Source organism: Calidifontibacter terrae (genome assembly GCF_054778835.1).
The window spans coordinates 212,186-236,736 of record NZ_BAAGZF010000005.1 but is presented as its reverse complement, the minus strand read 5'-3'; the positions used below and the strand labels follow the sequence as shown (position 1 = coordinate 236,736).

At 67.6% G+C, this 24,551-nt stretch carries 19 protein-coding genes; 15 read left to right on the top strand and 4 right to left on the bottom strand.

Going from position 1 to position 24,551, the window contains the following annotated elements:
• Positions 1–56: 56 nt before the first annotated feature.
• On the top strand, positions 57–899 hold the full coding sequence (locus ACYU98_RS08065; protein ID WP_460467693.1) for a class I SAM-dependent methyltransferase: 843 nt from the start codon (positions 57–59) through the stop codon (positions 897–899).
• Here the strand turns inward: ACYU98_RS08065 and ACYU98_RS08060 are convergent.
• A complete protein-coding gene (locus ACYU98_RS08060; protein WP_460467692.1) occupies positions 867–2,105 on the bottom strand; it encodes a lipopolysaccharide biosynthesis protein in 1,239 nt (412 codons plus the stop codon). The two genes, ACYU98_RS08065 and ACYU98_RS08060, sit on opposite strands and share 33 nt — an antisense overlap.
• A gap of 151 nt (positions 2,106–2,256) precedes the next feature.
• Between ACYU98_RS08060 and ACYU98_RS08055 the strand changes: the two genes are divergently transcribed.
• The 5 genes from ACYU98_RS08055 to ACYU98_RS08035 all read left to right on the top strand — a co-directional run bounded on the left by ACYU98_RS08055 (position 2,257) and on the right by ACYU98_RS08035 (position 10,207).
• On the top strand, positions 2,257–6,345 hold the full coding sequence (locus ACYU98_RS08055) for an alpha-(1->3)-arabinofuranosyltransferase domain-containing protein (protein ID WP_460467691.1): 4,089 nt from the start codon (positions 2,257–2,259) through the stop codon (positions 6,343–6,345).
• On the top strand, positions 6,342–7,172 hold the full coding sequence (locus ACYU98_RS08050) for a glycosyltransferase family 2 protein (protein WP_460467690.1): 831 nt from the start codon (positions 6,342–6,344) through the stop codon (positions 7,170–7,172). The genes ACYU98_RS08055 and ACYU98_RS08050 overlap by 4 nt, the downstream gene beginning before the upstream one ends.
• Positions 7,169–8,245 (top strand): glycosyltransferase, encoded by a 1,077-nt coding sequence (locus ACYU98_RS08045; protein ID WP_460467689.1) that lies wholly within the window; start codon positions 7,169–7,171, stop codon positions 8,243–8,245. Before ACYU98_RS08050 ends, ACYU98_RS08045 begins: the two co-directional genes overlap by 4 nt.
• Entirely contained in the window at positions 8,245–9,981 is a 1,737-nt protein-coding gene (locus tag ACYU98_RS08040; RefSeq protein WP_460467688.1) for a hypothetical protein, read from the top strand. The genes ACYU98_RS08045 and ACYU98_RS08040 overlap by 1 nt, the downstream gene beginning before the upstream one ends.
• Before the next feature lie 85 nt (positions 9,982–10,066).
• Positions 10,067–10,207 carry a hypothetical protein gene (locus ACYU98_RS08035; protein WP_460467687.1) on the top strand — a complete coding sequence of 47 codons (141 nt, stop codon included), beginning with the start codon at positions 10,067–10,069 and terminating at the stop codon, positions 10,205–10,207.
• Positions 10,208–10,284: 77 nt separating this feature from the next.
• Here the strand turns inward: ACYU98_RS08035 and ACYU98_RS08030 are convergent, their stop codons facing one another.
• Entirely contained in the window at positions 10,285–11,538 is a 1,254-nt protein-coding gene (locus ACYU98_RS08030) for a glycosyltransferase family 4 protein (RefSeq protein ID WP_460467686.1), read from the bottom strand.
• Between the two features lie 96 nt (positions 11,539–11,634).
• Between ACYU98_RS08030 and ACYU98_RS08025 the strand changes: the two genes are divergently transcribed.
• Genes ACYU98_RS08025 through ACYU98_RS08015 form a run of 3 tightly spaced genes read left to right on the top strand, consistent with a single transcriptional unit; the run spans position 11,635 to position 16,564 of the window.
• Positions 11,635–12,483 carry a class I SAM-dependent methyltransferase gene (locus ACYU98_RS08025; RefSeq protein WP_460467685.1) on the top strand — a complete coding sequence of 283 codons (849 nt, stop codon included), beginning with the start codon at positions 11,635–11,637 and terminating at the stop codon, positions 12,481–12,483.
• Entirely contained in the window at positions 12,480–13,196 is a 717-nt protein-coding gene (locus ACYU98_RS08020) for a class I SAM-dependent methyltransferase (protein WP_460467684.1), read from the top strand. Before ACYU98_RS08025 ends, ACYU98_RS08020 begins: the two co-directional genes overlap by 4 nt.
• On the top strand, positions 13,193–16,564 hold the full coding sequence (locus ACYU98_RS08015; RefSeq protein ID WP_460467683.1) for an alpha-(1->3)-arabinofuranosyltransferase domain-containing protein: 3,372 nt from the start codon (positions 13,193–13,195) through the stop codon (positions 16,562–16,564). Before ACYU98_RS08020 ends, ACYU98_RS08015 begins: the two co-directional genes overlap by 4 nt.
• Here the strand turns inward: ACYU98_RS08015 and ACYU98_RS08010 are convergent.
• Positions 16,473–17,627 carry an acyltransferase family protein gene (locus ACYU98_RS08010; protein WP_460467682.1) on the bottom strand — a complete coding sequence of 385 codons (1,155 nt, stop codon included), beginning with the start codon at positions 17,625–17,627 and terminating at the stop codon, positions 16,473–16,475. The two genes, ACYU98_RS08015 and ACYU98_RS08010, sit on opposite strands and share 92 nt — an antisense overlap.
• Before the next feature lie 82 nt (positions 17,628–17,709).
• Between ACYU98_RS08010 and ACYU98_RS08005 the strand changes: the two genes are divergently transcribed.
• The 5 genes from ACYU98_RS08005 (at position 17,710) to ACYU98_RS07985 (ending at position 22,075) form a co-directional block, all read left to right on the top strand.
• Positions 17,710–18,789, top strand: coding sequence for a GHMP family kinase ATP-binding protein (locus tag ACYU98_RS08005; protein WP_460467681.1), 1,080 nt, complete (start codon positions 17,710–17,712; stop codon positions 18,787–18,789).
• Positions 18,768–19,436 carry a D-sedoheptulose-7-phosphate isomerase gene (locus ACYU98_RS08000; RefSeq protein WP_460467680.1) on the top strand — a complete coding sequence of 223 codons (669 nt, stop codon included), beginning with the start codon at positions 18,768–18,770 and terminating at the stop codon, positions 19,434–19,436. Before ACYU98_RS08005 ends, ACYU98_RS08000 begins: the two co-directional genes overlap by 22 nt.
• Positions 19,437–19,445: 9 nt before the next feature.
• Complete coding sequence (locus tag ACYU98_RS07995) at positions 19,446–20,009, top strand: D-glycero-alpha-D-manno-heptose-1,7-bisphosphate 7-phosphatase (RefSeq protein WP_460467679.1); 564 nt, start codon at positions 19,446–19,448, stop codon at positions 20,007–20,009.
• Between the two features lie 94 nt (positions 20,010–20,103).
• Positions 20,104–21,069 (top strand): PorA family protein, encoded by a 966-nt coding sequence (locus ACYU98_RS07990; protein WP_460467678.1) that lies wholly within the window; start codon positions 20,104–20,106, stop codon positions 21,067–21,069.
• Between the two features lie 4 nt (positions 21,070–21,073).
• Complete coding sequence (locus tag ACYU98_RS07985; RefSeq protein WP_460467677.1) at positions 21,074–22,075, top strand: UDP-glucuronic acid decarboxylase family protein; 1,002 nt, start codon at positions 21,074–21,076, stop codon at positions 22,073–22,075.
• A gap of 39 nt (positions 22,076–22,114) precedes the next feature.
• Here the strand turns inward: ACYU98_RS07985 and ACYU98_RS07980 are convergent, their stop codons facing one another.
• Entirely contained in the window at positions 22,115–22,924 is an 810-nt protein-coding gene (locus ACYU98_RS07980) for a class I SAM-dependent methyltransferase (protein WP_460467676.1), read from the bottom strand.
• A 130-nt stretch (positions 22,925–23,054) separates the two neighbouring features.
• Between ACYU98_RS07980 and rpsA the strand changes: the two genes are divergently transcribed.
• The gene (gene rpsA, locus ACYU98_RS07975) at positions 23,055–24,542 is read left to right on the top strand and encodes a 30S ribosomal protein S1 (RefSeq protein ID WP_460467675.1); all 1,488 of its coding nucleotides are present in this window, start codon (positions 23,055–23,057) and stop codon (positions 24,540–24,542) included.
• Positions 24,543–24,551 lie beyond the last annotated feature (9 nt).

The following is a 24,551-nucleotide window of genomic DNA, read 5'->3' as shown; positions in this document are numbered from 1 at the left end:
AATGCGGTGGGCGCGCTGTCGCGCGCCTTTGCCCACACGAACCAGGACACCGCTCGATGGACACCAGTGCCTTCTTCGCCCGCGTCGCCGATGCCTTCCCCGGCGACCCGCAGAACACCGACCCGACCGACCCCAGGTGGGCCCGACTCGCGGAGGACGTCACCGGTTTCACCGGACCGAACGAACTAGCGGTCTTGCAGGTCGCTGCGGCTGTCATGCCCGCCGACGAGGCCTACCTCGAAGTCGGAACCTTCAAGGGACGCTCGCTGTGCGCGGCGGTGCAGGACAACACCGACAAGGACTTCTTCGTCATGGAGAACTTCTTGGAGTTCGGGATGCAAGGCATCGAGGCGCGCGAGGAGCTGATGGGCAACCTGGCGACGTACGCCGGTGAAGCCCGTGTCGAACTGCTCGAAGGTGACTGCTTCAAGTTGATGACCGACTCCGCGCTGGTCGACAAGCCGGTCGGTGTCTACTTCTACGACGGCGAACACACGCTGCTGGCGCACTACCTCGCGCTCGCCGTGGTCGAACCGCTGTTGGCCGATGAGGCGTTGGTGCTCGTCGATGACGCCACCTGGCCGGTCGTGCAGCGCGCCCACCGGTTGTTCCTCAAGAGCCACCCGGGCTGGAGCATCGAGGCCACCTGGGACGCCGCTCATGCGGATGACCCCCGCTGGGCGAACGGTCTGCACGCCTTGGTCTTCCGTCGCAGCGCACAGTCGGCGCGCGGGCTCTCCCGTCGCGACGAAGCACTGCGCGTCTACCAGACTCGCGTCCAGGACCGCGTCAACACCGTTGCGTGGAAGCTGGTTCCGCGGTTCCCCGGCCCGTTCAAGGCTGGCGCGAAGTTGGTGCTGTCTCGCTCACGAGCGATCGGCAACAGCAAGCAGAGCTGACTCCCGCTCGACGTCCAACGTCGCGTGGCGCAGCACAACTCGTACGAGTCCGGTCACGGCAATCACCACAGCGCCGATCATGCAGACGGAAACGATCTGCGCGGCGCTGTGGTGGGCCCACCACCAGATCGTGGCGATCTGGGCGGTGATGACCACCCAGGTCAACGCGCCCAGACCACCGGAGTTGTTGCCCATCTCCGAGAAGAGCCAAACCTGCGCCAGCGCCCACGCGACACCGAGGGCGACGCAGATCATGGCGAGGCGGCCGTACGACGCATATTGCGACCCGCCGGCGAACGTGATCCAGCCGCTGGGGGAGATACCGATCACCGCGGCCCCGACCACGCCGATCACCATCACCAGACCACCGGCGCGCAAGAGAACGCGGGTCGGCTCGGCGCTCTGCATTCGGGGCACGATGATCAACGCAATGAACTGGGTGCCCCAGCACATCGCTCGCCCGAACGTCGACGCCAGCGCATAGCCGCCGGATTGGTGCGGTGTCAGGAAGTGCCTGGCCAGCAACACGTCGACGTTGGTCAACACGATGTAGGCGGCGAGGGTGCTGTTCGAGCGCGCCATCTCCATCCCCAGGCCGTGGGATGTACGGGGAAGGCGGCGCAAATCTTGCGCGGTGAGTGCGGCGCCGGCGAGGGCCGTGACCGTGGCAGCCACGAACATCACGGCGAACACCTCCAGCACCGAGAACCCGAAGGCTGCAGCCAGACCGGCTGCAGCCAGTCGAGTCACGGCGCCGATCACGTAGAGCAAGGAGAGCCGGTCGAAGCGGTCCCGACCGAGCAACAAACCTTGAAAGCACCCGGTCAGGGTCATCGGCAGCAGCATCGCGCCGAGCAGCACCGCCGACCAAGCGGTGGCGATGTGGAACGCCGATGTCAGCGTCGGCGCGAGCGCGCAGGTGAGCAGGAAGAAGGTGCCGCCCAGGGTTGCTGCGAGCGCCAAACCTGAGGTTGCCTCTTGGGTGTTCCCACGACTGCCGATGCGGCGGGCGATGACGACCTGGAACGCCCCAGCGGGGATGGCCAGCAACACGCCGTAGGTCGACAGGGCGGTGTAGCCGCCGAAGTCGGCCGGCCCCAGGGAGCGAGTGAGCAGCAGGACCATCAAATAGCCCAGCAGATTCGCCAGGCCCATCGCGAGGCCGAGCGCGGCGCTCAGGGCGCGGCGCCGGTGAGAAGGCGTCACAGGTGTTCTCAGCCTCCGGTTGGGGTGGACGGACCGACGTGACCCAGGTTACTCACCGTTATATTGATCCGACGACCTCAACGAACATCGTCACCGCGAGGTGGCCCCAGCCGGAGCGAGACGTTTGCGACGACACCTGAACAGCTACACCGTGACGTGCTCGTTGCTGGTCCTGCTGTTGGCGCTGGTCGTCGGCCTCAACGGGTTCGGCAGCTTCTACACCGACATCAAGCCCGAGGTCTACCTCGCGCCGTGGGACACGCTCGGTCGTTATCTGTCCGGCTGGACCTCTTCGCCCTACCTCGGTTCGGCCAACTTCAACGTTGGCCTGGCCCCGGTACTACTGGTGGTCGGACTCCTGCGTTTCCTCGGACTCGATCCCGAGTGGTCTTTCAAGGTGTTCCACTTCGCGCTCTGGTTGTGTGCGGCGTGGGGCGCTAACCGTCTCCTGCGAGCCCTGGTTCCCAGCGCGAGCCGTTGGGCCGCCTTAGCGGCCGGCGTCGTTTACATCGCCAACCCCTACCAATTGCAGGCCGGCGTCACGCTGGCGATTTTGCTGCCGATGGCCTTGTTGCCGTGGTTACTGGTCTGCTTGCTGCGCGCGCTCGAGCAGCCGCGCGGCTGGACGTGGCCGGCGGCCTGCGGTCTGATCTTCGCCGGCATGAGTGGCATGAATGTCGCGGTGGTGCCCATCTTCCAGCTCGGCGCAGTCCTGCCGATCTTGGTGGTTGCTCGGCTGCAGCGCCGGATGCGGATCCGCGACCTTGCCCTGGTTACCGGCAAATGTGCGTTGTGGGTTCTCGGCCTGTCGCTCTATTGGCTGGTGCCCGCGCGCGCCGCCGTGGCCACCGGCCGTCAGATCGTGTTGCAGTCCGAAACGCTGGACGGCATCGCGAAGGTCTCCTCCTTCCCGGAGATTCTTCGTGGACTGGGCATGTGGCCGCTCTACGGCTCCGATTCCGGCGGCCCGTGGGTTCCGCAGGACGCGGTGTTCATCGTGAGCACGGTGGTCGTGGTGCTCACCATTCTGTGGCCGGTCCTGAGCCTGCTGAGCCTGCGCTACCTCTCGGCCTCAGCCCGTTGGGTGGTCGTCGGGTGGATCGCGATCGCAGCGGTGGTGATGGTCGGGATTTTCCCGGGGGAGAAGAGTCAGACCTCTGCGTTCGGTGTCGTTTTGCACCAGATCATGACCAATCCGGCGGCCTCCGCCTTCCGGACGACGAACAAGATCGGAGCGGTCCTCGCGCTCGCCTTCGCGGTGGCGCTCGGCGTGGGGGCCGACCACTGGGCGCGCCGGGTTCGGGAGCGCGACGGGCTAGCCCCGATTGCCGGTTCCCTGGCGATCGTGCTGTTGGCGGCGTGGAGTCTGCCGGCCCTGAGCAATCGCCTCTACGTCTCCCAGATGAACATTCCCGGCTACTGGAAGCAGGCGGCCGCCGCCGCTGACAAGGGCAATCCGGATTCGCGGGTGCTCTTCCTGCCCGGTCAGGTGCGCCCCAGTTATCGCTGGACCGGACAGCGACCCGACGACCTGCCGAACTCGCTCCTGAGTCGCGAAGCAGTGTTGCCCGAGACGAGCCCGAATGCGTCGGCGCCGGGTGGCAACTACCTCGCCGCGATGGACGACGCCCTGCAGTCAGGCGTTTTGCCGGACGATGCCATCTCGACTTACGCGCGCTACCTCGGGATCGACAAGATCCTGCTGCGCCACGACACAGCATGGGAGGCCGACGGGGGAGCGCGCCCGGCCCAGACCGACCGGGTCATCAGCGCCGATCCCGGTCTGTTCGGTGAGGCCAACTTCGGTGAGCCGGGCGAGTTCGTGTTCGGCAATGGCACCGATGCCTACGCCAATGGCGAGGGTCTGATGTATCCGGTGCAGATGTACGCGGTGAAGGACTCGACCACCGCCGTACGCGCCCGCAGTGACTCCGGATCGCTGGTCGTTGCGGGCGACGGCTGGTCGGTGAGCCAGTTGACGGCTAGCGGCCAGCTCCGAGCGATGCCCGGGTTCCGCTACGCCTCCCAGGTGAACGCCGGCGCGCTGCCGGCGCTGCTCGGCTCCTCGCATGGACTGGTCATCACCGACACGAACGCCCGCCGAGACGCCATCCCGAACCGGTTGACCAACGGTGAGGGTGCCCTGCTCACTGCGGCCACGCCCGCGCCCAACACTCGGGCCTTGGGCACCGCCGACGACCAGACGGTGCTGGTGCGCTCCGGCGCGACGGTGACCGCGACCGACGAAGGCGGCGCCTTCTTCGACCTGCCCTATGCGACGCCGGAGAATCTGCTGGATGGTGATCCGTCGACCTCCTGGTTGTTTGGTGATTTCCAGCGCGCGGTCGGCCAGAGTGCCACCATCACCGAGCCGACACCCATCACGGTGGGCAAGGTCCGGGTTCAGCAGTCCCAGCTCGGTGGCGAGCACATCAACGAACTGACGGTGACTGCTGGCGGGCGATCGATCACCCAGAAGTTGCCGGACAAGGGCTACGCAGAATTCGACTTCGGCTCCCTGTCGGCCTCGGAGGTCAAGCTGTCGGTGAAGAGCCTGCGCGGCAGCGGTTACAGCCTGGTGGGAATCTCCGACGTCCAGATGGCCGGACCGAAGGCCATTCGTACGGCCCGAACGCCCATCACGTTCAGCCGGTTGTACAACCAGCTCTCCGCCACCGACCGGGCGGCCTTTGATCGGACGCCGCTGAACGTCCTGCTCTCGCGCTACCAGGGCACCTCGTCGCCGAGCGACGACGCTGAGACCGGCCTACGCCGGATTGTCACCCTGCCGGACCAGCGCACCTTCAACGTGACGGCCGATGCGCGTTTCGATGGCGACCTGGAGAAGGTCTACGACCTGGTTGCCGGCTATCCCTCGACTGTCTCGGCGACCTCGTCGGACTTCTACTTCCGCAACGGGAACGCGCGCGCCTCGATGGCTGCGGACGGACGAGCCGACACCGCATGGAGCCCCGGTGGCACCTTCGACAAGTCGTGGTGGCAGCTGACGACCCCGGCCCGATCCATCTCCAAGATCACCATTGACCAGCGGCCCGGTTTCGGTGCCTCGTCGAACACCCAGTGGGCTTCGGCGGCAGTCGTCACCGTCGACGGCAAGCAAGTCGCTCGAGTTGAGCTCAAGGAGAATGCGTCGGTCTCGGCGACCTTCCCGGCGGTCACCGGCAAGACCGTACGCGTGACGATGGTGGCCGCGCCCGGCCCGAAGGGGCCGCCGGCCCGGTTCGCCACCATTGACACCGGATACACGATGAAGCAGGACCAGCCGGGGCCGTTGGACGCCGCCGGCACCGACTCAGGGCGCTGCCTGGTGGTCGGCACCGTCGACGGCCAGCCGATTCGGATGCGCCCGGCGACCGAGACTTTGGCTGATACCGGTGGCCAGGGCACCCAGTGGGAGGCCTGCAGCAAGCTCACGCTCGGCGCAGGTGAGCACCGCATCGAACAGGCGCCCGGGTTCGTTCTCGACGGAATGCAGCTGAAGGACACGCGGAAGGCCACGACGACCGTCCCGGTTCAACCGACGGTTCAGATCACTGACGACGGCAGTGCCGCGAAGGCGATGAAGGTCACCGCCCCCGGCGCTTTCAACGTCGTGGTCGGGCAGTCCTACGACGAGCGCTGGATCGCCACGGCAAACGGCAAATCGCTAGGGAAACCGACGGTGATCGACGGTTACTCGACCGGCTGGCGGATCCCCAAGGGCGGCAGTTACGAGATCAAGATGTCGTTCGCGCCGCAACGGGCGTCGTACGTCGCGATGGCCCTGTCGGCGCTGGTGCTGCTCGCTGCGGTCGCGCTGATTGTGGTCGGCGCCCTGCGCCGACGGAAGGTTGTCAACGCGGACCTCGGAACAGACACCGACACTGATGTCGCGGCCGACCCGCCCGGCCGACCCATTCCCCGCGTCGGTATGGAAGTTGCTCTGGTCCTGGTCTCGGCGTTCTTCGTCGGGTGGTCCGGGCTCGTCGCCGGTGCCGTGGTCGTGGCAGCGCTTCGGTCCGGCAAGGTTCGGCCGGCCTGGCTGGTTCGCGGTGGCGCAGCGCTGGTCCTGTGTTCGATACCGCTTTACCTGCTGCTCATTGGCGACGCGCGCGGCACCATCAGCGCCGACGCGGTGGCGCGCAGTCTCTGGCCGCATTACCTGGCTGGTGCCGGGCTCGTTCTGGCCTTGGCCGGCGCGCTTGCCTTCCACCGTGTCGAAAGTGAGAAACCTGAATGACCGCTACTCCCGCGACCGTGACGGTTGTGGTGCCGACCCGCAACAACGAGCGCACCCTTGCGGCTTGCCTGCGTTCTGTGGTCGAACAGACCCACCGGCCACTGGAACTGATCGTCGTCGACAACCACAGCAGCGATCGAACCCGAGAGATCGCCGGGCAGTTCGCTGACCGGGTGATCACCCAGGGCCCCGAGCGCTCTGCACAGCGCAACCGCGGCATCCGGGAAGCCGGCGGCGAATGGGTGTTGTGGCTCGACTCGGACATGCTGCTTCCGCCGACGGCGGTCGCCGTCGCCCTGCGTACGGCGCTGGAGACCGACGCGGCCGGGGTCGCGCTGCCGGAGCGCACCATCGGCGACGGGTTCTGGACGGCCTGCCGCGCCCTGGAGCGCGAGTGCTATCTCGACCAACCGTGGCTGCACAACCCGCGGCTGCTGCGCCGCGACTTCCTGCTCGGGTCGGGCGGTTTCAACTTGGACATGTCCGGCCCGGAAGACGCCGATCTGCGCCTGCGAATGCTCGATTCGGGTGCCCGCATCGAACTCGCGCCGATCCTGATCGATCACGACGAAGGTCGTCTCACGGTGCGCGACGTCCTGAGCAAGCGGTACTACTACGGCCGCAGCATCCCGGCCCTCGCCGAACACCACGACGGCGCGGTCGGCGCGCAAGGGCGCGCGCTGCTGAAGGCGTACGCCGCCCATCGCGGGCGGTTGGTGCGTGACCCGCTGCATGCGGGCGGCATGGTGCTGCTGCGTTCGATGGAAGTCGCCGGCTACAGCCTCGGTGCGCGCCGCGGGCGCCGCGACCGCGCGACCGCGGGATGAACCGCAGGTTGTTGTGGGTCTCGTTGCCTGACCAGCGGGCCCGCCGCGAGCTCTACTGGATGTCCCGGATGCCCGACACCCAGGTGACCGCATTGGCCGCCCAGGAACCGGTGGGCGACATCGAGTGGATCCCGTCGACCTACCGGCGGCCGGTGAAGCGGTTCATCGAGGCTGGCGCTCTTGCCTGGGTCGACGGACTTGCCGACCAGTCACCCTCGGACTACGACTGGGTGACCAGTCTGGAGTTGTGTTCGCTGGTCACCGGCCAGGCTTCGACCTGGCGTAGGAAGTCCGGCAAGCGGGTCAAGCAGGCGGTGATCACCTGGGAAAACATGCCCTACCAGCCGCTCTACCGGATCCCGCCCTATCGCCAAGCGCTTGAGTCTTGTCGCGCCGCCGACCTGTTGCTCTGCATGGTGGATGCCGCCCGAGATCACTTGTTGCTCAATGGTTTTGACAACGAGCAGATCCGGGTGGTCAAGCCCGGTGTCGACACCGACCTGTTCCGCCCGGGGCAGCCGGCGACCCGCCCGCGGGTGGTTTTCACCTCCCCACTGGCCACCAACAAGGGCATCGACACGGTGCTCGACGCGATGCGGATCGTCCGTCGGGAGGTGCCCGACGCCGACTTGGTGGTCGCCGGCAATGGTGAGTTGCGACCGCTGGTGGAGCGCGCCGCGGCCGACCCGACTACCGGTGTGAGCCTTGCGGGCCACCTTGACGCCCACGGCGTCGCCGACCTGCTGCGCAGTGCCGCGGTGTTCTGCACAGCCCCGCGACCGACCTGGAAGTGGAGCGAGCAACTCGGCCTGGCCTACCTCGAGGCGCAGGCCTGCGGGCTGCCGGTCGTGACGACCCGCTGCGGCACCAACGACGAAGCCGTACGCCCGCCGAACCTGCTGGTCGACGGCGGGTCAGAGGCGGTCGCCGATGCCCTGCTGACCTTCTTGACCGACGACGGCCTGCGCGCCCGCGTCGGTGCGGAGAACCGCAGTCGGATGCTTGCCGACCACGACCTGTCCACGCAGTGCGCGCGGATGGGTGCGGCGTTCGCGCAGTTCGAGCGCGACTGATGCGCCGGCGCCTGACCGGACCGACGGCGCTCGGATCCTTGGTTGGCTTGTTGGCCGGCATTGCGGCTCTGGGCCCGGCGCTGCGCCCGGGCTACCTGTTGTTCTACGACATGGTGTTCGTGCCGCAACTGCCGTTGTCCGAACGCACCCTCGGGATCGACGGGTCGGTGCCGCGCGCAGTGCCCGGCGACCTGGTCGTCTCGTTGCTGTCCTTCCTCGCCCCGGGCTGGTTGGTGCAGAAGGCCCTGTTGTTGGTGGTCTTCGTTGGCGTCGCGGCCGGCGCGGCATCGTTCTTCCGCAGTCGAGTCGGCGCGGTCGCCGCGGCGATCGCCGCCGCCTGGAATCCGTACGTGGGGGAGCGGCTGGCGATCGGCCACTGGGGCTTCCTGCTGGGCTACGCCTGCCTGCCGTTCCTCGCCCGAGCGGTGGCGGCACATCGCCGTGGCGAGTACCGCGGGACTTTCCGGCTGCTCCTGTGGACCCTGCTGACGGCCCTCACCGGCAGCACCGGCGCGGTCATCGGATTGCTGGTGACTGCCGCGGTCCTCCTGGCGCCGACCCGCGAACCGTCGGTTCCGGGGCTGCGCCGGTTCGGACTGCCGATCGGCGCCTTCCTGGTCGCCAACAGCGCCTGGTGGTTCCCCTTCCTGGTGCTTGCTCCGCGCGATGCTGCAGACCCGGCCGGGGTCGAGGCATTCATGGCGCGCGCCGACACCCCCTACGGCGTGATCGGGTCGTTGCTGACCGGCGGCGGGATCTGGAACCAGGGCGTCTGGTTCCCCGGCCGCAACTCTGTTCTGGCCACCGGCCTCGCCCTTCTAGCGGTCACGGCGGTGCTGGTCGTCGCGGGTATCGCCACGCGGCAACGTCGAGAGGCGGCGGTGACAGGGCTCGTGATCGCCGGTGGGATCGGACTGCTCATTGCGGCAGCCGGGTCGCTGCCGGGTGGGACGACGCTGGTGACCCGTGTCGTGACCGATGTGCCCGGCGGTGGACTGTTGCGCGATGCGCAGAAATTTGTGGCGCCGTGGATGTTGGTGGTCGCGCTCGGGTTCGGCTGGTGCGCCCAGGAGCTGCACCGCCGCGGGGTGCAAGTCGGCGCGGCGAAACCGATCGTGCTTGGCCTGGTGAGCGTCGTGGCCGCCTGGCCGGTGCTGACCTTCAGCGGGATGGCGGCCGGGGCCGACGGGGCCTGGCGGGCCGTGGACTACCCACCGGCTTACCCCGCGATGGCTGACCGGATCGACCACCTCGAACCCGGTTCGGTTGCGGTCTTCCCATGGAATCTTTATCGGCGTTACGCGTGGGACCACCGTGTCGTGGCACTTGACCCCTGGCAGCGCCTGGTCGATCGATCGGTGGTCGTCAACGACGACTTGCCGTTGTCCGATCGGGGAACCGTCGCGGGGGAGTCGGCGGCGGCCGCGCGAGTCACCACAGCATTCCGGACCGGTGGGGATGTGGTTGCCGCGTTGCGCGCGGCAGGCGTCCGTTACGTCCTGGTGCAGAGCGATCAGCCGCCCTTGCGGCCGGCCCCGGTGGCCAAGCTGACGCCGATTGCGGCGAAAGGCGACCTGGCGCTCTACAAGGTGCCCGGCGCCGCCATCGCCGCTGCGCGGCCCGAACCGGCCTATCGCTGGCTGGGCCTGGCGGGCCTACCGCTGGCGCTCCTGGCGATGGCGGTGGCGGCGTTCACGCAACGCCGACGCCTCGACAGACCGGAATCGGTCACCTAGCCCCATTCGTTTGCTACTCTGGCGTCACATTGGTCGAGTAATCCCGAGTCGGATGAGTCGTTCGACCCGAGAGATGAGGTAACAAATGTCCCGCACCGCATACAACGTCGGCGGCGCTGTTTTGGGTGTCTTGTTGGCACTCATCGCGATTTTTGCGCTCGTCGCGCAGCAGGGTGGCATCACCCAGCCGCAGTCTTACTCGTCGCAGATCAACTACGACCAGTAGTCCACAAACATCGCGAAGGCCGCTCCCTGGTGGGAGCGGCCTTCGTCGTCTGTCCGTACGGTCGTGGCGTTGAGTGATCAGCCGACGCCGACCTGCTCGTCGACGCGCTGCGGCAGCGGCGCGCGGTGGGCATTTTCATGGTCGGCGACGATCTCCTTGATCGACCGGTGCCGGCCATGCACCGCGGCAAGGGAGAGCGGTCGCGGACCTCGGCCCAGCACCGACAGCACCGTCGCATGCAAGGCCTGACCGGCGGCGTCCCAGGAGAAGCTCTGGGCGTGGGTGCGCGCCGCGGCTCCCAAGTCGGTCCGCAATCTGTCGTGAGTCAGCAGAGCGCGCGCTTGGGCGATCATGTCGTGGGAATCGTGGGCGAGCAGCCCGGTCACCCCGTGGACGATCGATTCACTCGGCCCGCCGGCGTGGGCAAAGGCAATGGTCGGCGTGGAGTGCAGCCCGGCCTCAACGATCGTCAGACCCCAGCCCTCTTTGTGGGACGGCATCAGCGAGATCCAGGCGCGAGCCAACAGGTGGTGCTTGGTTTCCTCGTCGACGAAGCCGTGGAAGGTCACGGCGTTGCTGACACCGCTGCGCTCGGCGTAGTCCTCCAGGTCGGCGCGCCAGTATCCGGCACCGACAATGTCGAGGGTGAGATCGGGCAGCGTCTCGCGCAGTTCGGCCAGTGCGTCGATCGCCAGCTCGACCTGCTTGTGGGGCACCAACCGGCAGACCACCACCATGCTCGGCTGGGGGCTGCGGGGGACGTCGGCGTAGGACTCGTAGTTCTCGGGCAGGTCGTTGCCGGAGTAGACCAAGTCGACGTCCTCGACGCGCACGCCTAGGTCGCCCAAGTCATCGCGGGTGGCGTTGGAGACGGTGACGTAGCGCTTGCCCCGGTAGACCCGCGGGGCCACCTTGGACTCCAGGAACCAACCGAACCGGGCGACGCGCGGGCCGAAGATGACCGGCCACTGGTCGCGGTGAACGTGATGGGTGATGTTGACGACGGGGACCTTCGCCACCAGCGGCGCCCAGAAAGGCACCCCGTTCTGCACGTCGATGACCACGTCGTAGTCGTCGCGGTGGGTGAGCAGGTGGTGCAGGCCGGCGACGTAACAACCGAACCGTCCACCGCGGCGTACGACCCGAACATCGCCGTGGCGGTCTTCGGTCGAGCTGCCGGGGAAACGACTGGAGAAGAGGGTGACTTCGCTGCCGAGCTGGGTCATGACCTCACTGGTGCGCTCGGTGAATACCTCGGCGCCACCCGCCTCCGGGTTGTCCCTGTCACGCCATGACAGATACAACACGCGCAGTGGCTGTTGTTCCTTCACACTCAACTGATCTCCTCGTTCACCGTTCGACGGTCTGTCTCGCAACCGGCGGTCTAGGGTAACGCGAAAGGTTACCGGTAGGTAAGGACGAGACGAATGCCCTCTGGGTGCGAGATCTGCGACGGCCCGACCGCCGGCTGGCGGCTGGCCGCCGACTGTGAGCTGAACCGTTGCGAACAATGCGGCCACCTGCGTCGAGATTTGGTGTCGGCTCCGGCCGGCCATCGCGACCTCGCGTACGGCGGTGAACCAGCGCTTGACCGTGTTCGCCTCGCGCTCACCTTCCGTGAACTGCGCGCCGCGACCGCCGCCCGGTCGGTCTTCGAAATCGGGTTCGGCACCGGCTCGCTGTTGCGCCGATTCCTCGGCGCCGGCCTGGACGTCGGCGGCGCCGACCCCGACCAGCTCGGCTTGGCCGTCGACCCGATGGTGCGTGCTCAGGGAAAGCTGTTCGCCAGCGGCATCGAGGACGTTCCCCCCGACGCGGTGCAGGCCGACCTGGTCTACGGAATCCACGTCTTGGAGCATGTGCACGATCCCGCGCGCACCCTCGAAGTCGCCCACGATCTGCTCGCCCCCGGCGGTCAAGTGCAGTTCTTCACCCCGGCCGGTGACAGCTGGGGCTTGCGGCGCTACCGCGGTTCGTGGTGGATGCTTGAGGACCCGACCCACGTTCGCTTCTTCACCGCCGAGAGTGCCCGCCGGGCCCTGGCCGCTGCCGGGTTCGTCGACATCGAGGTGCGCCGGCCGGTGCTCGACAGCTTGACCACGGATATCGGCTCGCTAGCCCGCCGAGTCTCGCGTCGGCCGCGCCCGCACGGCGTGCTGGGTTCCACTCCGGTGCTGGCCGCCGGCCTCGCCACTGCCCCGTTGGTGGCCGCGCTGCGTACGGTGTCACCCGTGACCCGCCCGACGCTGCACCTGATCGCGCGCCGTCCGCGATGACTTCGCCACGTCGCGGGATTGCCCGGTCGGCCCGTCTGTTCCGCGCCTTCCGGCTCGAGCAGACCCGCCCCGAGGTCTTCTATGGCGCCTTGGCCGACGACTCGATCGAGTTGTTGCAGGACGTCACCACGTTGGGTGGGAAGTTTGTGCTGGACGTGGGGGCCGGCCCGGCTGAGTTCGCGGCCGCGTTCCGCGCCGCGGGTGCCCGCTACGTGCCGGTCGATCACGACGTGACCGTGGCCTCCGTACGCGATGGAGGAGTGGTCGCGACGGCCGCGGCGCTGCCGTTCGCCGACAACAGCGTCGACATCGTGTTCAGCAGCAACGTGTGGGAACACGTTCCCGACCCGGAGGCGGTCGCCGACGAGTTGGTGCGGGTGACCCGGCCAGGCGGCCTCGTCTTCTTGTCCTACACGAACTGGCTGTCGCCCTGGGGCGGCCACGAGACCTCGCCGTGGCACTGGACGGGCGGCGAACGGGCCGCCCGACGTTATGAGCAACGGCACGGCCACCCGCCGAAGAACCTGGTGGACCACACGCTGTTCCGAGTGTCGGTTCGCCAGGGGCTGGAATGGGCCCGTGGCCGCCGCGGCGTGGAGGTGCTCGTGGCGCGCCCGCGTTACCTGCCCGATGCAGCTGCCGTGCTGCTGAAGGTGCCCGCCCTGCGCGAGGTGTTGACCTGGAACCTGCTGCTGGTGCTGCGCAAACGATGACCGTGTGGCGTGACCGTCTCTGGATCGCGGTGCTGGCCGTCGTTCCGTGGCTGATCCAACCCGGGCTGACCCAGCCCGACACCAAGGTCGATCTCACCCTCGATCCGTGGGGCTACCTCGGTCGTGCGCTCAGCGCCTGGAACCCACACGGCGGCCTGGGCGAGGTGCAGAACCAGGCCTACGGCTACCTCTTCCCGATGGGCCCGTTCTTCGGAGTCGGTAGTTCGCTCGGGTTACCGGCCTGGGTGATCCAGCGGCTCTGGTGGACCCTGCTGTTGGTCGTGGCATTCACCGGCATGCGGGCGCTGATTCGCCGCTGGCAGGTGGCTGGCCCGACGGCCGCTTCGATCGCCGCCGTCGGGTATGCGCTCGCACCGCGCGTCCTCACCCTGCTGTCGAACAACTCGGTCGAGGCCTGGCCCTATGCGATGGCACCGTGGCTGTTGGTGGTCGTGACTCGATTCCTGGCGGGGGAGTGGTCGTGGCGAACCCGGCTGCACACCGTCGCCCTGTTCGCCTTGGCGGTCGCCGCCTTAGGCGGAGTGAACGCGGCCGCATCGGCCATCGCGGTGTTGCCCGCCCTGTTACTGCTGCTGGTTCACCCGACGGGTCGGCGACGGGTTGGCCTGCTGTTGCTCGCCGCGTTGTTGGGCGGTCTGTGGTGGATCCTGCCGCTGCTCCTGCTGGGCGCGTTCGCCTATCCGTTCCTGGACTACATCGAGACTGCGTCGATCACCACCGCGGTCACCTCGGTGCCGAACACGTTGCGCGGCGCCCAGGACTGGGTGGCCTACATCCTGGACAGCGCCTCCCACCCGGTCTGGCAGGGCGGCTGGGTGGCCGCCCAATCGCTCACCGCGATCGTCGTGGGCTGCCTGGTCGCCGGGCTCGGCCTGGCGGGGGTGCTGCGCACCGATGGCGTCGTACGCCGGTTCGCCCTGGTCAGCGTGGTGCTGGGCACAACGGTCATGGTGGTGGGGCACCCCGGGTTCGCTGGTTCGCCGCTGGCTGACCCCGTACGCAGTCTGTTGAACGGCCCGTTGGCGCCACTGCGCAACGTGCATAAGTTCGATCCGCTGGTGCGGATCCCGGTCGCGCTCGGCCTGGCTCGAATGATCAGCCTCGCCGCGCATGCGCCCGGTCGGGATCTGCTGATGCGGCGGGTGCGCGCGATGGGCATCGCCGTGCTGGTCCTGGTCTCGTTCGTGCCGCTGTGGCAGGGGCGAGTCGGTGACGCGGCGGCGTATCGCAACATCCCGGCCTCCTGGCGCGCTGCCGCCACCAAGATCGACCAGCTCACCGCAGGCGTCGCGGCCGGGCAACCCGACACGACGCTGCTGCTGCCGAGTTCGCGGACCGCGACCTACATCTGGGGCAAGTCGACCGATGAACCACTCGCCGCACTAGTGCGCAGCCCCGTCGTCGTCCGTGCGTCAGCGCCGCTGGGCAACCCCTCGGCGACGCGGCTGCTCGACGCGGTCGACACGCTGACCCAATCGGGGACCGCGCAGCCCAACCTCGCCGCAGGCCTGACCAGGATGGGGATCCGCGTGGTCGCCGTACGCCGGGATCTTGCCCCGACCTCCGGCGCCGCCGACTGGCGGTTGGTTGAGAAGACACTCGCCGCCTCGCCCGGGGTCCACCGCGTTCCGGACTCGACCGACACCCATCGGTCGCTATGGAAAATTGATGGCGCCCTGCCGACCACCTATGCCCATGCCGACGTCGTCACCGGCGGGCCGGAACTGTTGTTCGCCGGTCTCGCGACCGGCTTGCTCAACCGCGACACCGCCTTCCTGCTCCCGGACGATTCGCTGCGCACTCCGATCACGGTGCTCACCGATGCCGCGCCGTGGCGGGTCTACCACAACGGCGTGCCGCCGCAGGATGCGTACGGGCCGGTGCTGACCGCTGGCGACCAGGCGCCACTGCAGGCGGGCGCGAAGGACCTCCCGGTCCGCGAACCGCGCAGCGCACGGCCCTACCGGCAACTCATCGGCCTGCGCGCAGTGTCGGCGTCCTCGAGTGCGGCCGACCCGTTCGCGGCGGCCTACCGAGGTGTGCGGTTCTCCCAGTTCGCCGCCTTTGATGGTGATCCGACGACCTCCTGGCTGACTGGCGATCACGAGGCGGCCGGCGTCCTCACCCTGACCACAACAGGCCGCGTTGGCGGAACGCTGAGTCTGCATTTCGCGACCGGCGCCGGGGTCACCCGCCCGGCCCGCGTGGTGGTGAACGGCCATGCGCGCGAGGTGCCGCGCGGGGCCGACCAACTGACGGTGCCGGTGGCTGCCGGGAGCAGTTCGCTGCGGATCCAACTCGATGCGCCGTCCTGGGTTGCCGACCCGGTGATGGGGCTGAGCGAGGCGCAGTTGTCGGGCACGGACTGGGGCTCGATCATCACGGTGCCCGGAACGGTGGAGCCGGGAATGTCGCTGCTGCTTGGCGCCGACCCGGTCGCTTCGACGGTGCCGGCTCGCGCTAGCGAGGGCGGCGCGACGCTGCTGCGCTCGGCGACCTTCGGGTCCGCGGTCACCCTGCGCGCGGTGGCGACGATCGACACCGGTTCGACGCGGATCGACACCTCCTGCGGGGCAGCGGGAACGGTGGTGGTCGCCGACGTGCGGGTTCCGCTGCGCGCCACTCGCGCCGGCAGCGGTGAGCTCACCGCCACCTCCTGTGGCGACCTGCGGATTCCGGCCGGCCGCGCGACGGTTTCCTTGCAGCCGGCCACCGGCACCGCCCTGCATCTCCTCCTGAGCCCGGCCAACGCCTCAGCGGGCTCCAGCGATCCGGCGGTCGCCTCGGTGAGCGCCACCACCCACGGATACAACAGCGGTTGGCGCAGCGACTCCGCCGGCGCTGCGGTGGCGGTCGACGGGTGGCGACAGGGATACACCGGCGACTCCGCTGCCGAACACTTCGTGGCGACTGCGCTGCATCGCCTCGGGTTGGCACTGGGGGCGATCGCGGTGCTGGCCTGCGCGCTGGTTCTGCTGCGGACCCGGGGTGCTCGGGAGCCCGTTGAACTACCCGCCGACCCCCGCCCGTCGCCGCGCGCTCGGCCGATGGGGGTGGTGCTGGCGATCGTGGTCGGCGCCCTGGCCGCCGGACCGTACGGACTGCTGCTCGGGGTCGTTTCGGCGCTCTGCCCACGACGGTTGCGCGGCATCGTGGTTGTCGGCGCGCTCACGGTGGCCGGCTTGGCGCTGGCGGTCGGAGGAGTGGTCGACGCGAAATCCTGGGGGGCTGCGGTCGGCCAGGTGGCTGGAACTCTCAGCCTGACGACACTGGCTGCCGGACTGCCGGATCGTCCGGCGACTCGTGCGAGCGACCAGCCCAGCGACGCAACGCCGGCAACTCAATGAGCTCGGCGCTCGCCAGCGCCAGCAGCGCCGTGAAGACCGCGACCGCGAACAACATGGTGGCTAAGCCGCCGGAGAAAAGCGGCCATCCGGCCAGCAGATAGATCAACTGCAGGACCAGCAGGTGCCACAAGAAGACGGCGTACGACAGATCGCCGACCCGACGAGTCGCGGCGGAGTCCGCGACCCGAGCGGCGGCTGGATCGCTGGTCGGCGCGATCGCCGCAGCGAGCAGGACCAGGCCGAGCAGGGCGTACAACGCTTCCTTCAGAACGGCCGCCGCGACGGTCGGCACCGTGAGGGTGACTGGCCCGCCCAACGGCGTGGCTGCCACTAGGTAGATCAACAGGCCGATAGCCAATAACGTGGTCGGGCCACCCATGGTGCGCGGGAAACGATCGCGCAGTAGCGCGCGACCGGTGGGGGACTCCAGCACCGCGAGCGCGGCGCCAACCGCGAACCAGGCGGCGTGGCCGAGAACGCTCGTGCCCAGCACGCCGGGCCACCACGGCGAACCCGCACGGGAGCCGAGGGTGGCGATGAGGTTCACGACCAGTCCGCCGGCAGCGACCACCGCGAGCATCCGCAGCGCAGCGCCGGGGGATCGGCGTACGACGCGGGCTAGTGCCGGACCGAGCAGCGGCACCAGCAAATAGAAGGTGACCTCGGTGGTCAGGCTCCAGGTCTGGGTAAACGCTTGGTAGCTGGTGCCGGTGTATCCCTGCAACAGGAACAAATGGCTCGCGAAGTTGAAGACGTCGAAGCCGTGGCCCCGGATGAGTTCAACGGCGACGACGCAACAGAGGACCACCCAATAGGCCGGCAAAATCCGCGCCGCGCGATGCCGCAGGTAGATCCGGGTCGGCTGCTGCCGGGCGTGCAGGAACGGACGCAGCAGCAGGAACGCGGAGATGGCAAAGAACACCGCAACTCCGCTGTCACCGCGGGCGAGCAGCGGGCCCGAGGTGTCGACGCGCCAGGCTCCGGTCCAGAATCCAACGTGGGAGAGCAGCACCAGCACGGCCGCGAGACCGCGCAGCGCGTCGATCAACGGGAATCGACGCATGCTTCCTCCCGATGTTGTCTACTGTGCAGTAGGTTTCGTCCGCGGGGCAGTCCCGTCTCGAATCTGGAGGTTATCGGCAGTGATGGCACAACCGCAGCCGACCGACCCCTCCGTCGTCGACCCGCACCGTCCGGTATTGCGCGCTCGCGCCCCGCTGCGGATCTCGTTCGCCGGTGGTGGCACCGATGTCGCGCCCTTCCCGGAACGGGAGGGTGGGTGCGTCTTGTCCAGCACCATCTCGGCGTTCGCGTTCTCCACCTTGCGCCCGCGTACCGATGGTCGAGTCACCGTGCAGTCGCTGGACTTCGGTCGCTCGATCGGCTTCGACATTGATCAGCCGGTCGAGTTCGACGGGGTGCTCGATCTGCCCAAGGCAGCGATCGCTCGGGTGAAGGACTTTGCCGGCGCCCGACCGTCCACCGGTTTCGACCTGTTCCTGCACACCCAGGCGCCCCCGGGTTCCGGCCTCGGATCCTCCAGCGCCGTGATGGTGTCGGTGATCGGCTTGGTCGCCCAACACTGCAGCGTCGACCTGACGCCCTATGAAACGGCCGAGTTGGCGTATGCGCTTGAGCGCGAAGACCTCGGAATCCCCGGCGGGTCCCAGGACCAATACTCCGCTGCTTTCGGGGGTTTCAACTTCATCGAATTCGGTGCCGACCAGACGGTGGTCAACCCGTTGCGGATCCGTCCGGCAACGGTGCACGAACTCGAACACAACATGCTGCTCGCCTTCACCGGCGCGACCCGGGTCTCCGACCACATCATCGAAGACCAGCGCAGCCGCTACGAGACCGGCAACGTCGACGCGCTGGCCGGGCTGCGGGCTCAGAAGGAACTCGCCGCCGCGATGAAGATCGCGCTGGTGCGTGGTGAGGTCGACACCGTCGGCCGGCTGCTGGGCCAGGCGTGGCAGGAAAAGCAGAAGATGTCCTCCCGCATCACCACCCCGCTCATCGACGAAGCGGTGGCGGAAGCCACCAAGGCCGGCGCGCTCGGTGGCAAGGTCACCGGAGCCGGTGGCGGTGGCCACATGGTCTTCATCTGCGAATTCGAACGGCGTCACCTCGTGGCGCAACGATTGATCGACTTGGGTCTGCAGGTCTCCGAGGTGACCTTCAGCAAGGAGGGCGTGACCACATGGCGCCGACAGAACAGATGAACGTCGGCTACGGCCCGGCGTACGACCACGTGCTGCACGCCAGCGACGCGGCGACCGCGTCACGTATCGTGCGGCAACAGTTGAGCGAGGGGATCGCCGACTGGGCGAGCCTGGCGCAGGGCCTTGCCGCGGCGGAACTCGCCGATGCCGTAGGCGCTGCGGGCGAGGACCTCATCGCTGCCCTGGTCGCGGGACGGACTCTGCTGGTTGCCGGCAACGGCGGATCGGCCGCGATCGCCAGCCACGTGGCCGCCGAGTTCATCGGCAAGTGCATTCACGACCGGGAACCGCTGCCGGCGATCAACCTGGCGGAGTCGCTGTCGTCGATCACCGCGATCGGGAACGACTACGGCTACGACAAGGTCTTCAGCCGCGGTGTCGCGGCGCACGGGCGCGCCGGCGACGTCTTGCTCGCGATGAGCACCAGCGGCACCAGTCCCAACGTGGTTGCCGCGCTGGCGACGGCCCGCGAACGCGGCATGCTCACCATCGCAATGACCGGCGAGGGTGGGGCTGCCCTTGCGGGCAGCGTCGACCACCTGCTGGTGGTTCCATCACGGTCAACTCCGCGCATCCAGGAGGTCCACATGCTGTGGACGCACGCGTGGTGCGAGGCCGTCGACGTGCTCTGCCGCCCCGAGGACTGAACTGTCCCCATGACCGGCGCAGGAGCGTTGAAACTTTCTGACGCCGAGCTCGGTGGATTGCTGGAGACGCCGCTGCGCCGCAGTACCAGGTCCCACCGCGCACGGTGGGACCTGGTTCTGCTGGATCGCGACGGCACGCTCAACGTGCACCGACCCGGCTACGTCGAGCGGCCCGCTGACCTGGAACTCATCGCGGGTGTCGGACCTCGGCTGGCTGCCATCAACCGCACTGGCAGCCCGGTGGTCGTGGTCACCAACCAACAGGGGGTCGGGAAGGGGCGGATGTCGATCGAGGACTTGGCCCTCGTCCACCGCCGGTTGGTCGACCTGCTCGCCGACCACGGTGCCTGGGTCGATGGGTTCGCCGTCTGTCCCCACCTGACTGGATCCTGCGATTGCCGAAAACCGGCGGATGGACTGTTCCGTCGAGTTCTGCGACGAGCACCGTGGGCCGATGTCCGTCGTACGGTGATGGTCGGCGACAACGACAGTGACTTGCTCCCCGCGCTGCGGCTTGGCTGCGCGGTCCTGAAGGTTCCCAGCGGTCGGTGGCCGGCCGCGCTCGACTGGTGACGCGCCGCAATATCGACTGCTGCTGCATGTGACGCAGGTCGCAGGGAAGCTGCTACTCTCCGGTAGACCTTGCTCGACCTTACGGGAGGCCACTGTGCGGAAATCCGCCATCGTGATCGGTTTCGGCGCGTTCTTTATTACGCTCGCGCTGTTGCTGAAGTTCTACGCATACCCGCGACTCGCGGTTATTCCGAAGGACCAGAACACCAGTCAGACACTTGTCGACAACAACGCTAAGTTCCTCGACGCCACGTCGCTGAAGTTCGTCCAGGGCAAGATCACCACTGTCGCGACTGTCGTCGCCGACCAGAAGGCCTCCAAGCAGCTCGGTGGCAACAAGATCGTGATCAGCCAGTGGCAGTACACCGACAACCCCGGGCCTGACGGCAAGACCGCCGCCCCGCCGATCTCGGCGACGACCGAGCGCTATGCGCTCGACCGCTCGACCGGCAAGGCCGTGTCGTGGCAGGGTGCGGAGCTGGACGGGAACCCGACGGACTATCAGGGTGCCTACACCATCAAGCTGCCCTTCGGTCTGACCAAGGGCAAGTCCTATCCCTACTTCGACACCACGCTCGGCAAGCCGGTCGACCTGGCCTACCAGGGAACCGAAAAGGTGCGCGGGATGCAGACGTACAAATACACCGTCGCCGTCCCGGAGACCGTCTTCACCAAGATGGAGATCCCCGGTTTCCTGTTCGGTCTGGCCAAGGACAGCCCGGCGCAGAACGCGGATCGCACGTACAAGAACGACATCACGATCTGGGCAGACCCGGTGACGGGTGTGTTCATGAAGATCCAGCAGCACCAGGTGCAGACCGTGAAGATTCCCAACCATGACCCGCTGACGGTCATGAACACGGTTTCGGTCATGGACGACGCGACGATCAAGAAGAACGTCGACGAATACTCCAGCAAGGCGCAGCAGCTCGGCGCGCTCAAGGTGGCGCCCTGGGTGTTGCTGCCGCTGGGCGTGATCCTGGTCCTCATCGGCCTGATCATGCTGTTGCTGAGCGGGCGGTCCAGCTCGGAAGCCCGCGCACGCCACCAGGAATCCTGAGTTGATGCGGGTAGTCGTCACCGGTGGTGCCGGATTCCTCGGCTCCCACTTGTGCGAGACGTTGATCGGTCGCGGCCACACGGTCGTTGCGCTGGACAACTTCTGCACTGGGTCCCCGACCAATGTCGCCCACCTGCACGACAGCGGGCGCTTCACCTTGGTCGAGACCGATGTCACCGAAGGTGTCCAGGTCGAGGGCCGAGTAGACCTCGTCCTGCACTTCGCGAGCCCGGCATCACCGGTCGACTACCTGCGCATGCCGGTCGAGACGTTGCGCGTCGGTTCCCAAGGCACCCTGAATGCCCTGGAACTCGCCCGCAGCAAGTCGGCTCGGTTCGTGATCGCCTCGACCTCCGAGGTTTACGGCGACCCGCAGGTCCACCCGCAGCCGGAGACCTACTGGGGTCACGTGAACCCGGTCGGCCCGCGCGGGGTCTACGACGAGGCGAAGCGCTTCGGTGAGGCGCTGACGCTGGCTTACCGGCAGTCGTACGGCGTCGACACCGGCATCGTGCGCATCTTCAACACGTTCGGGCCGCGGATGCGTCCGAACGATGGTCGGGCGATTCCCAACTTCATCCGCCAGGCCCTGGCCGGTGAACCGGTGACGGTCGCCGGTGACGGTTCGCAGACCCGGTCGATCTGTTACGTCGACGACCTCGTTGCGGGCATCCTGGCGATGGGGGAGTCCGACCACAGCGGTCCGATCAACATCGGCAACCCGCACGAAATCTCGATGCTCGACCTGGCGCAGTGGATTATCGATCTGGTCGGCTCGACGTCGCCGCTGGTTCACATCGAGCGACCGGTCGACGATCCGACGGTCCGGCAGCCCGACGCCACCCTCGCCCGCGAGGAACTGGGTTGGGCGCCGATCGTCCCGATCGAAGACGCGCTGCGCCAGACGATCGAGTGGTTCCGGGATCACGCGCGCGAGACCCCGCCGCTCACCGCGGCCGACACCGAGGAAATCATCGCCGCCGGCCACCAGCCGAAGGTGCACTGAGCAACTCAGCAACCCACGGCTTGCTTCGGTCGGGCGCAGTCAGTTGCGCCGCGCCACGAAGATCGCGGTGCCCGGGATTCTGGTGCCCCGCAAGGGGCTCCATCCGCCCCAGGTCTCCTCGTTCCACACCGGCCACTCGGGCTCGACGATGTCGACCACGCTGAATCCGGCGGTGACCAGGTCGCGGATCCGATCGCCGAGCGTGCGGTGGTGTTCCACATAGGTCACGACACCGCCGGTGCGCTCAACGTAGGGCGACCGGTCGAAGTACGAGTGCTCGGCGACCAGGCCGTTCTGACCGGGGACGTCGGGGAAGCTCCACCGAATCGGGTGGGTGGTCGAGAAGACCAGTCGTCCACCCGGGCGCAGCACCCGCGCGAGCTCACGCATCAGGCCGGTTGCGTCGGCGATGAAGGGCACTGCGCCGTAGGCCGAGAACGCAATGTCGAAGGCAGCGTCGGCGAACGGGAGACTCAGGGCGTCGGCCTGCACCGCCGCGATGGCGGAGCCGGTGTCACGGTCGAGGCGAGCGCCAACGCGCAGCATGCCGAGCGAGATGTCGGAGGCGACAACTCGCCCGCCGCGGCCAGCCACCCAACGCGAACCCTGCGCCGCGCCGGCGCCGAACTCCAGGACGTCGCGGCCGATGACATCACCCAGCAGACCCAGGTCGTCCTCGCTGACACCCTCGGGTCCCCACACCAGTTGGTCGTCGCGCAAAAACGCGCCATGCTCGGCGTAATAGTCGTCGGCCTCGCCGTCCCAATAGGCCCGTTGCGCCCGCCCGCCCTCGGTGTCGTCGACCGTCTCTCCGGCCCGTCCCGAGCTGTCCGGTGTGTTCTCAACCACTTTTGCTCCCTTGTTGCACAGCAGGTAGGGTGGACGAGCGCACTCGCGTGCGTCCGTCGTACGGCTGATCACTTCTTCCGTACATCGTCCATTGTCCGTTCACAACCGTCCACCAAAGGTTTCCTACTACATGACTGCCACTACCGCTTCTCAGATCGCTGTCAACGACATCGGCTCTGAGGAAGAGCTGCTCGCCGCAATCGATGCGACGATCAAGCACTTCAATGACGGTGACATCGTCGAAGGTGTCATTGTCAAGGTCGACCGCGACGAGGTTCTCCTCGACATCGGTTACAAGACCGAGGGTGTCATCCCCTCCCGCGAACTCTCCATCAAGCACGATGTCGACCCGACCGAGGTCGTTTCCGTGGGCGATGAGGTCGAGGCCCTGGTTCTCCAGAAGGAGGACAAAGAAGGTCGCCTGATCCTGTCCAAGAAGCGCGCTCAGTACGAACGCGCCTGGGGCACGATCGAGAAGATCAAGGAAGAGGACGGCGTCGTCACCGGCACCGTCATCGAGGTCGTCAAGGGCGGCCTCATCCTCGACATCGGCCTGCGCGGCTTCCTGCCCGCATCGCTGGTCGAGATGCGTCGTGTTCGCGACCTGCAGCCCTACGTGGGCAAGGAGGTCGAGGCGAAGATCATCGAGCTCGACAAGAACCGCAACAACGTGGTCCTGTCGCGTCGCGCCTGGTTGGAGCAGACCCAGTCCGAGGTTCGCACCACGTTCCTCAAGGAACTGCAGCGCGGCCAGGTTCGCTCCGGTGTCGTCTCCTCGATCGTCAACTTCGGTGCATTCGTCGACCTTGGTGGCGTCGACGGTTTGGTCCACGTGTCCGAGCTTTCCTGGAAGCACATCGACCACCCGTCCGAGGTTGTCGAGGTCGGCCAGGAAGTCACCGTCGAGGTTCTCGACGTCGACATGGACCGCGAGCGCGTCTCCCTGTCGCTCAAGGCGACCCAGGAAGACCCGTGGCAGCACTTCGCCCGCACCCACGCGATCGGCCAGGTCGTGCCGGGTAAGGTCACCAAGCTCGTTCCGTTCGGTGCGTTCGTGCGCGTCGAAGACGGCATCGAGGGTCTGGTCCACATCTCCGAGTTGGCCGAGCGCCACGTGGAGTTGCCGGAGCAGGTCGTCACCGTCGGAACCGAGCTGTTCGTCAAGGTCATCGACGTCGACCTCGAACGTCGCCGCATCTCGCTGAGCCTCAAGCAGGCCAACGAGGACGGTTCGGGCGTTGCCGACTTCGACCCGACCCTCTACGGCATGGCCGCCGAGTACGACGACCAGGGGAACTACAAGTACCCCGAGGGCTTCGACCCGGAGACCAACGAGTGGCTCGAGGGCTTCGAGGACCAGCGCGAGAAGTGGGAGCACCAGTACGCCGAGGCGCACGCTCGCTTCGAGGCGCACCAGGCTCAGATCGAGTCCGCCCGCAAGGCCGACGCGGAGGCTGTTGCCACCGCAGCGACCGCGCCGACCACCTACTCCTCGGGTAGCGGCAGCAGCAACGGCGGCGGTAGCAGCAGCAGCAGCGACAACTCCGCGCCGGCCGAGGGCACCCTCGCGTCGGACGAGGCTCTGGCCGCTCTGCGCGAGAAGCTCACCGGCAACTGAGCTGACTGA

What these genes read in the sequence shown, in the direction of transcription:
- ACYU98_RS08065 (WP_460467693.1), top strand. Translation starts at nt 57, where the DNA reads ATGGACACCAGTGCCTTCTTCGCCCGCGTCGCCGATGCCTTCCCCGGC.
- ACYU98_RS08050 (WP_460467690.1), top strand. Translation starts at nt 6,342, where the DNA reads ATGACCGCTACTCCCGCGACCGTGACGGTTGTGGTGCCGACCCGCAAC.
- ACYU98_RS08045 (WP_460467689.1), top strand. Translation starts at nt 7,169, where the DNA reads ATGAACCGCAGGTTGTTGTGGGTCTCGTTGCCTGACCAGCGGGCCCGC.
- ACYU98_RS08040 (WP_460467688.1), top strand. Translation starts at nt 8,245, where the DNA reads ATGCGCCGGCGCCTGACCGGACCGACGGCGCTCGGATCCTTGGTTGGC.
- ACYU98_RS08035 (WP_460467687.1), top strand. Translation starts at nt 10,067, where the DNA reads ATGTCCCGCACCGCATACAACGTCGGCGGCGCTGTTTTGGGTGTCTTG.
- ACYU98_RS08025 (WP_460467685.1), top strand. Translation starts at nt 11,635, where the DNA reads ATGCCCTCTGGGTGCGAGATCTGCGACGGCCCGACCGCCGGCTGGCGG.
- ACYU98_RS08020 (WP_460467684.1), top strand. Translation starts at nt 12,480, where the DNA reads ATGACTTCGCCACGTCGCGGGATTGCCCGGTCGGCCCGTCTGTTCCGC.
- ACYU98_RS08015 (WP_460467683.1), top strand. Translation starts at nt 13,193, where the DNA reads ATGACCGTGTGGCGTGACCGTCTCTGGATCGCGGTGCTGGCCGTCGTT.
- ACYU98_RS08010 (WP_460467682.1), bottom strand. Translation starts at nt 17,627, where the DNA reads ATGCGTCGATTCCCGTTGATCGACGCGCTGCGCGGTCTCGCGGCCGTG.
- ACYU98_RS08005 (WP_460467681.1), top strand. Translation starts at nt 17,710, where the DNA reads ATGGCACAACCGCAGCCGACCGACCCCTCCGTCGTCGACCCGCACCGT.
- ACYU98_RS08000 (WP_460467680.1), top strand. Translation starts at nt 18,768, where the DNA reads ATGGCGCCGACAGAACAGATGAACGTCGGCTACGGCCCGGCGTACGAC.
- ACYU98_RS07995 (WP_460467679.1), top strand. Translation starts at nt 19,446, where the DNA reads ATGACCGGCGCAGGAGCGTTGAAACTTTCTGACGCCGAGCTCGGTGGA.
- ACYU98_RS07985 (WP_460467677.1), top strand. Translation starts at nt 21,074, where the DNA reads ATGCGGGTAGTCGTCACCGGTGGTGCCGGATTCCTCGGCTCCCACTTG.
- rpsA (WP_460467675.1), top strand. Translation starts at nt 23,055, where the DNA reads ATGACTGCCACTACCGCTTCTCAGATCGCTGTCAACGACATCGGCTCT.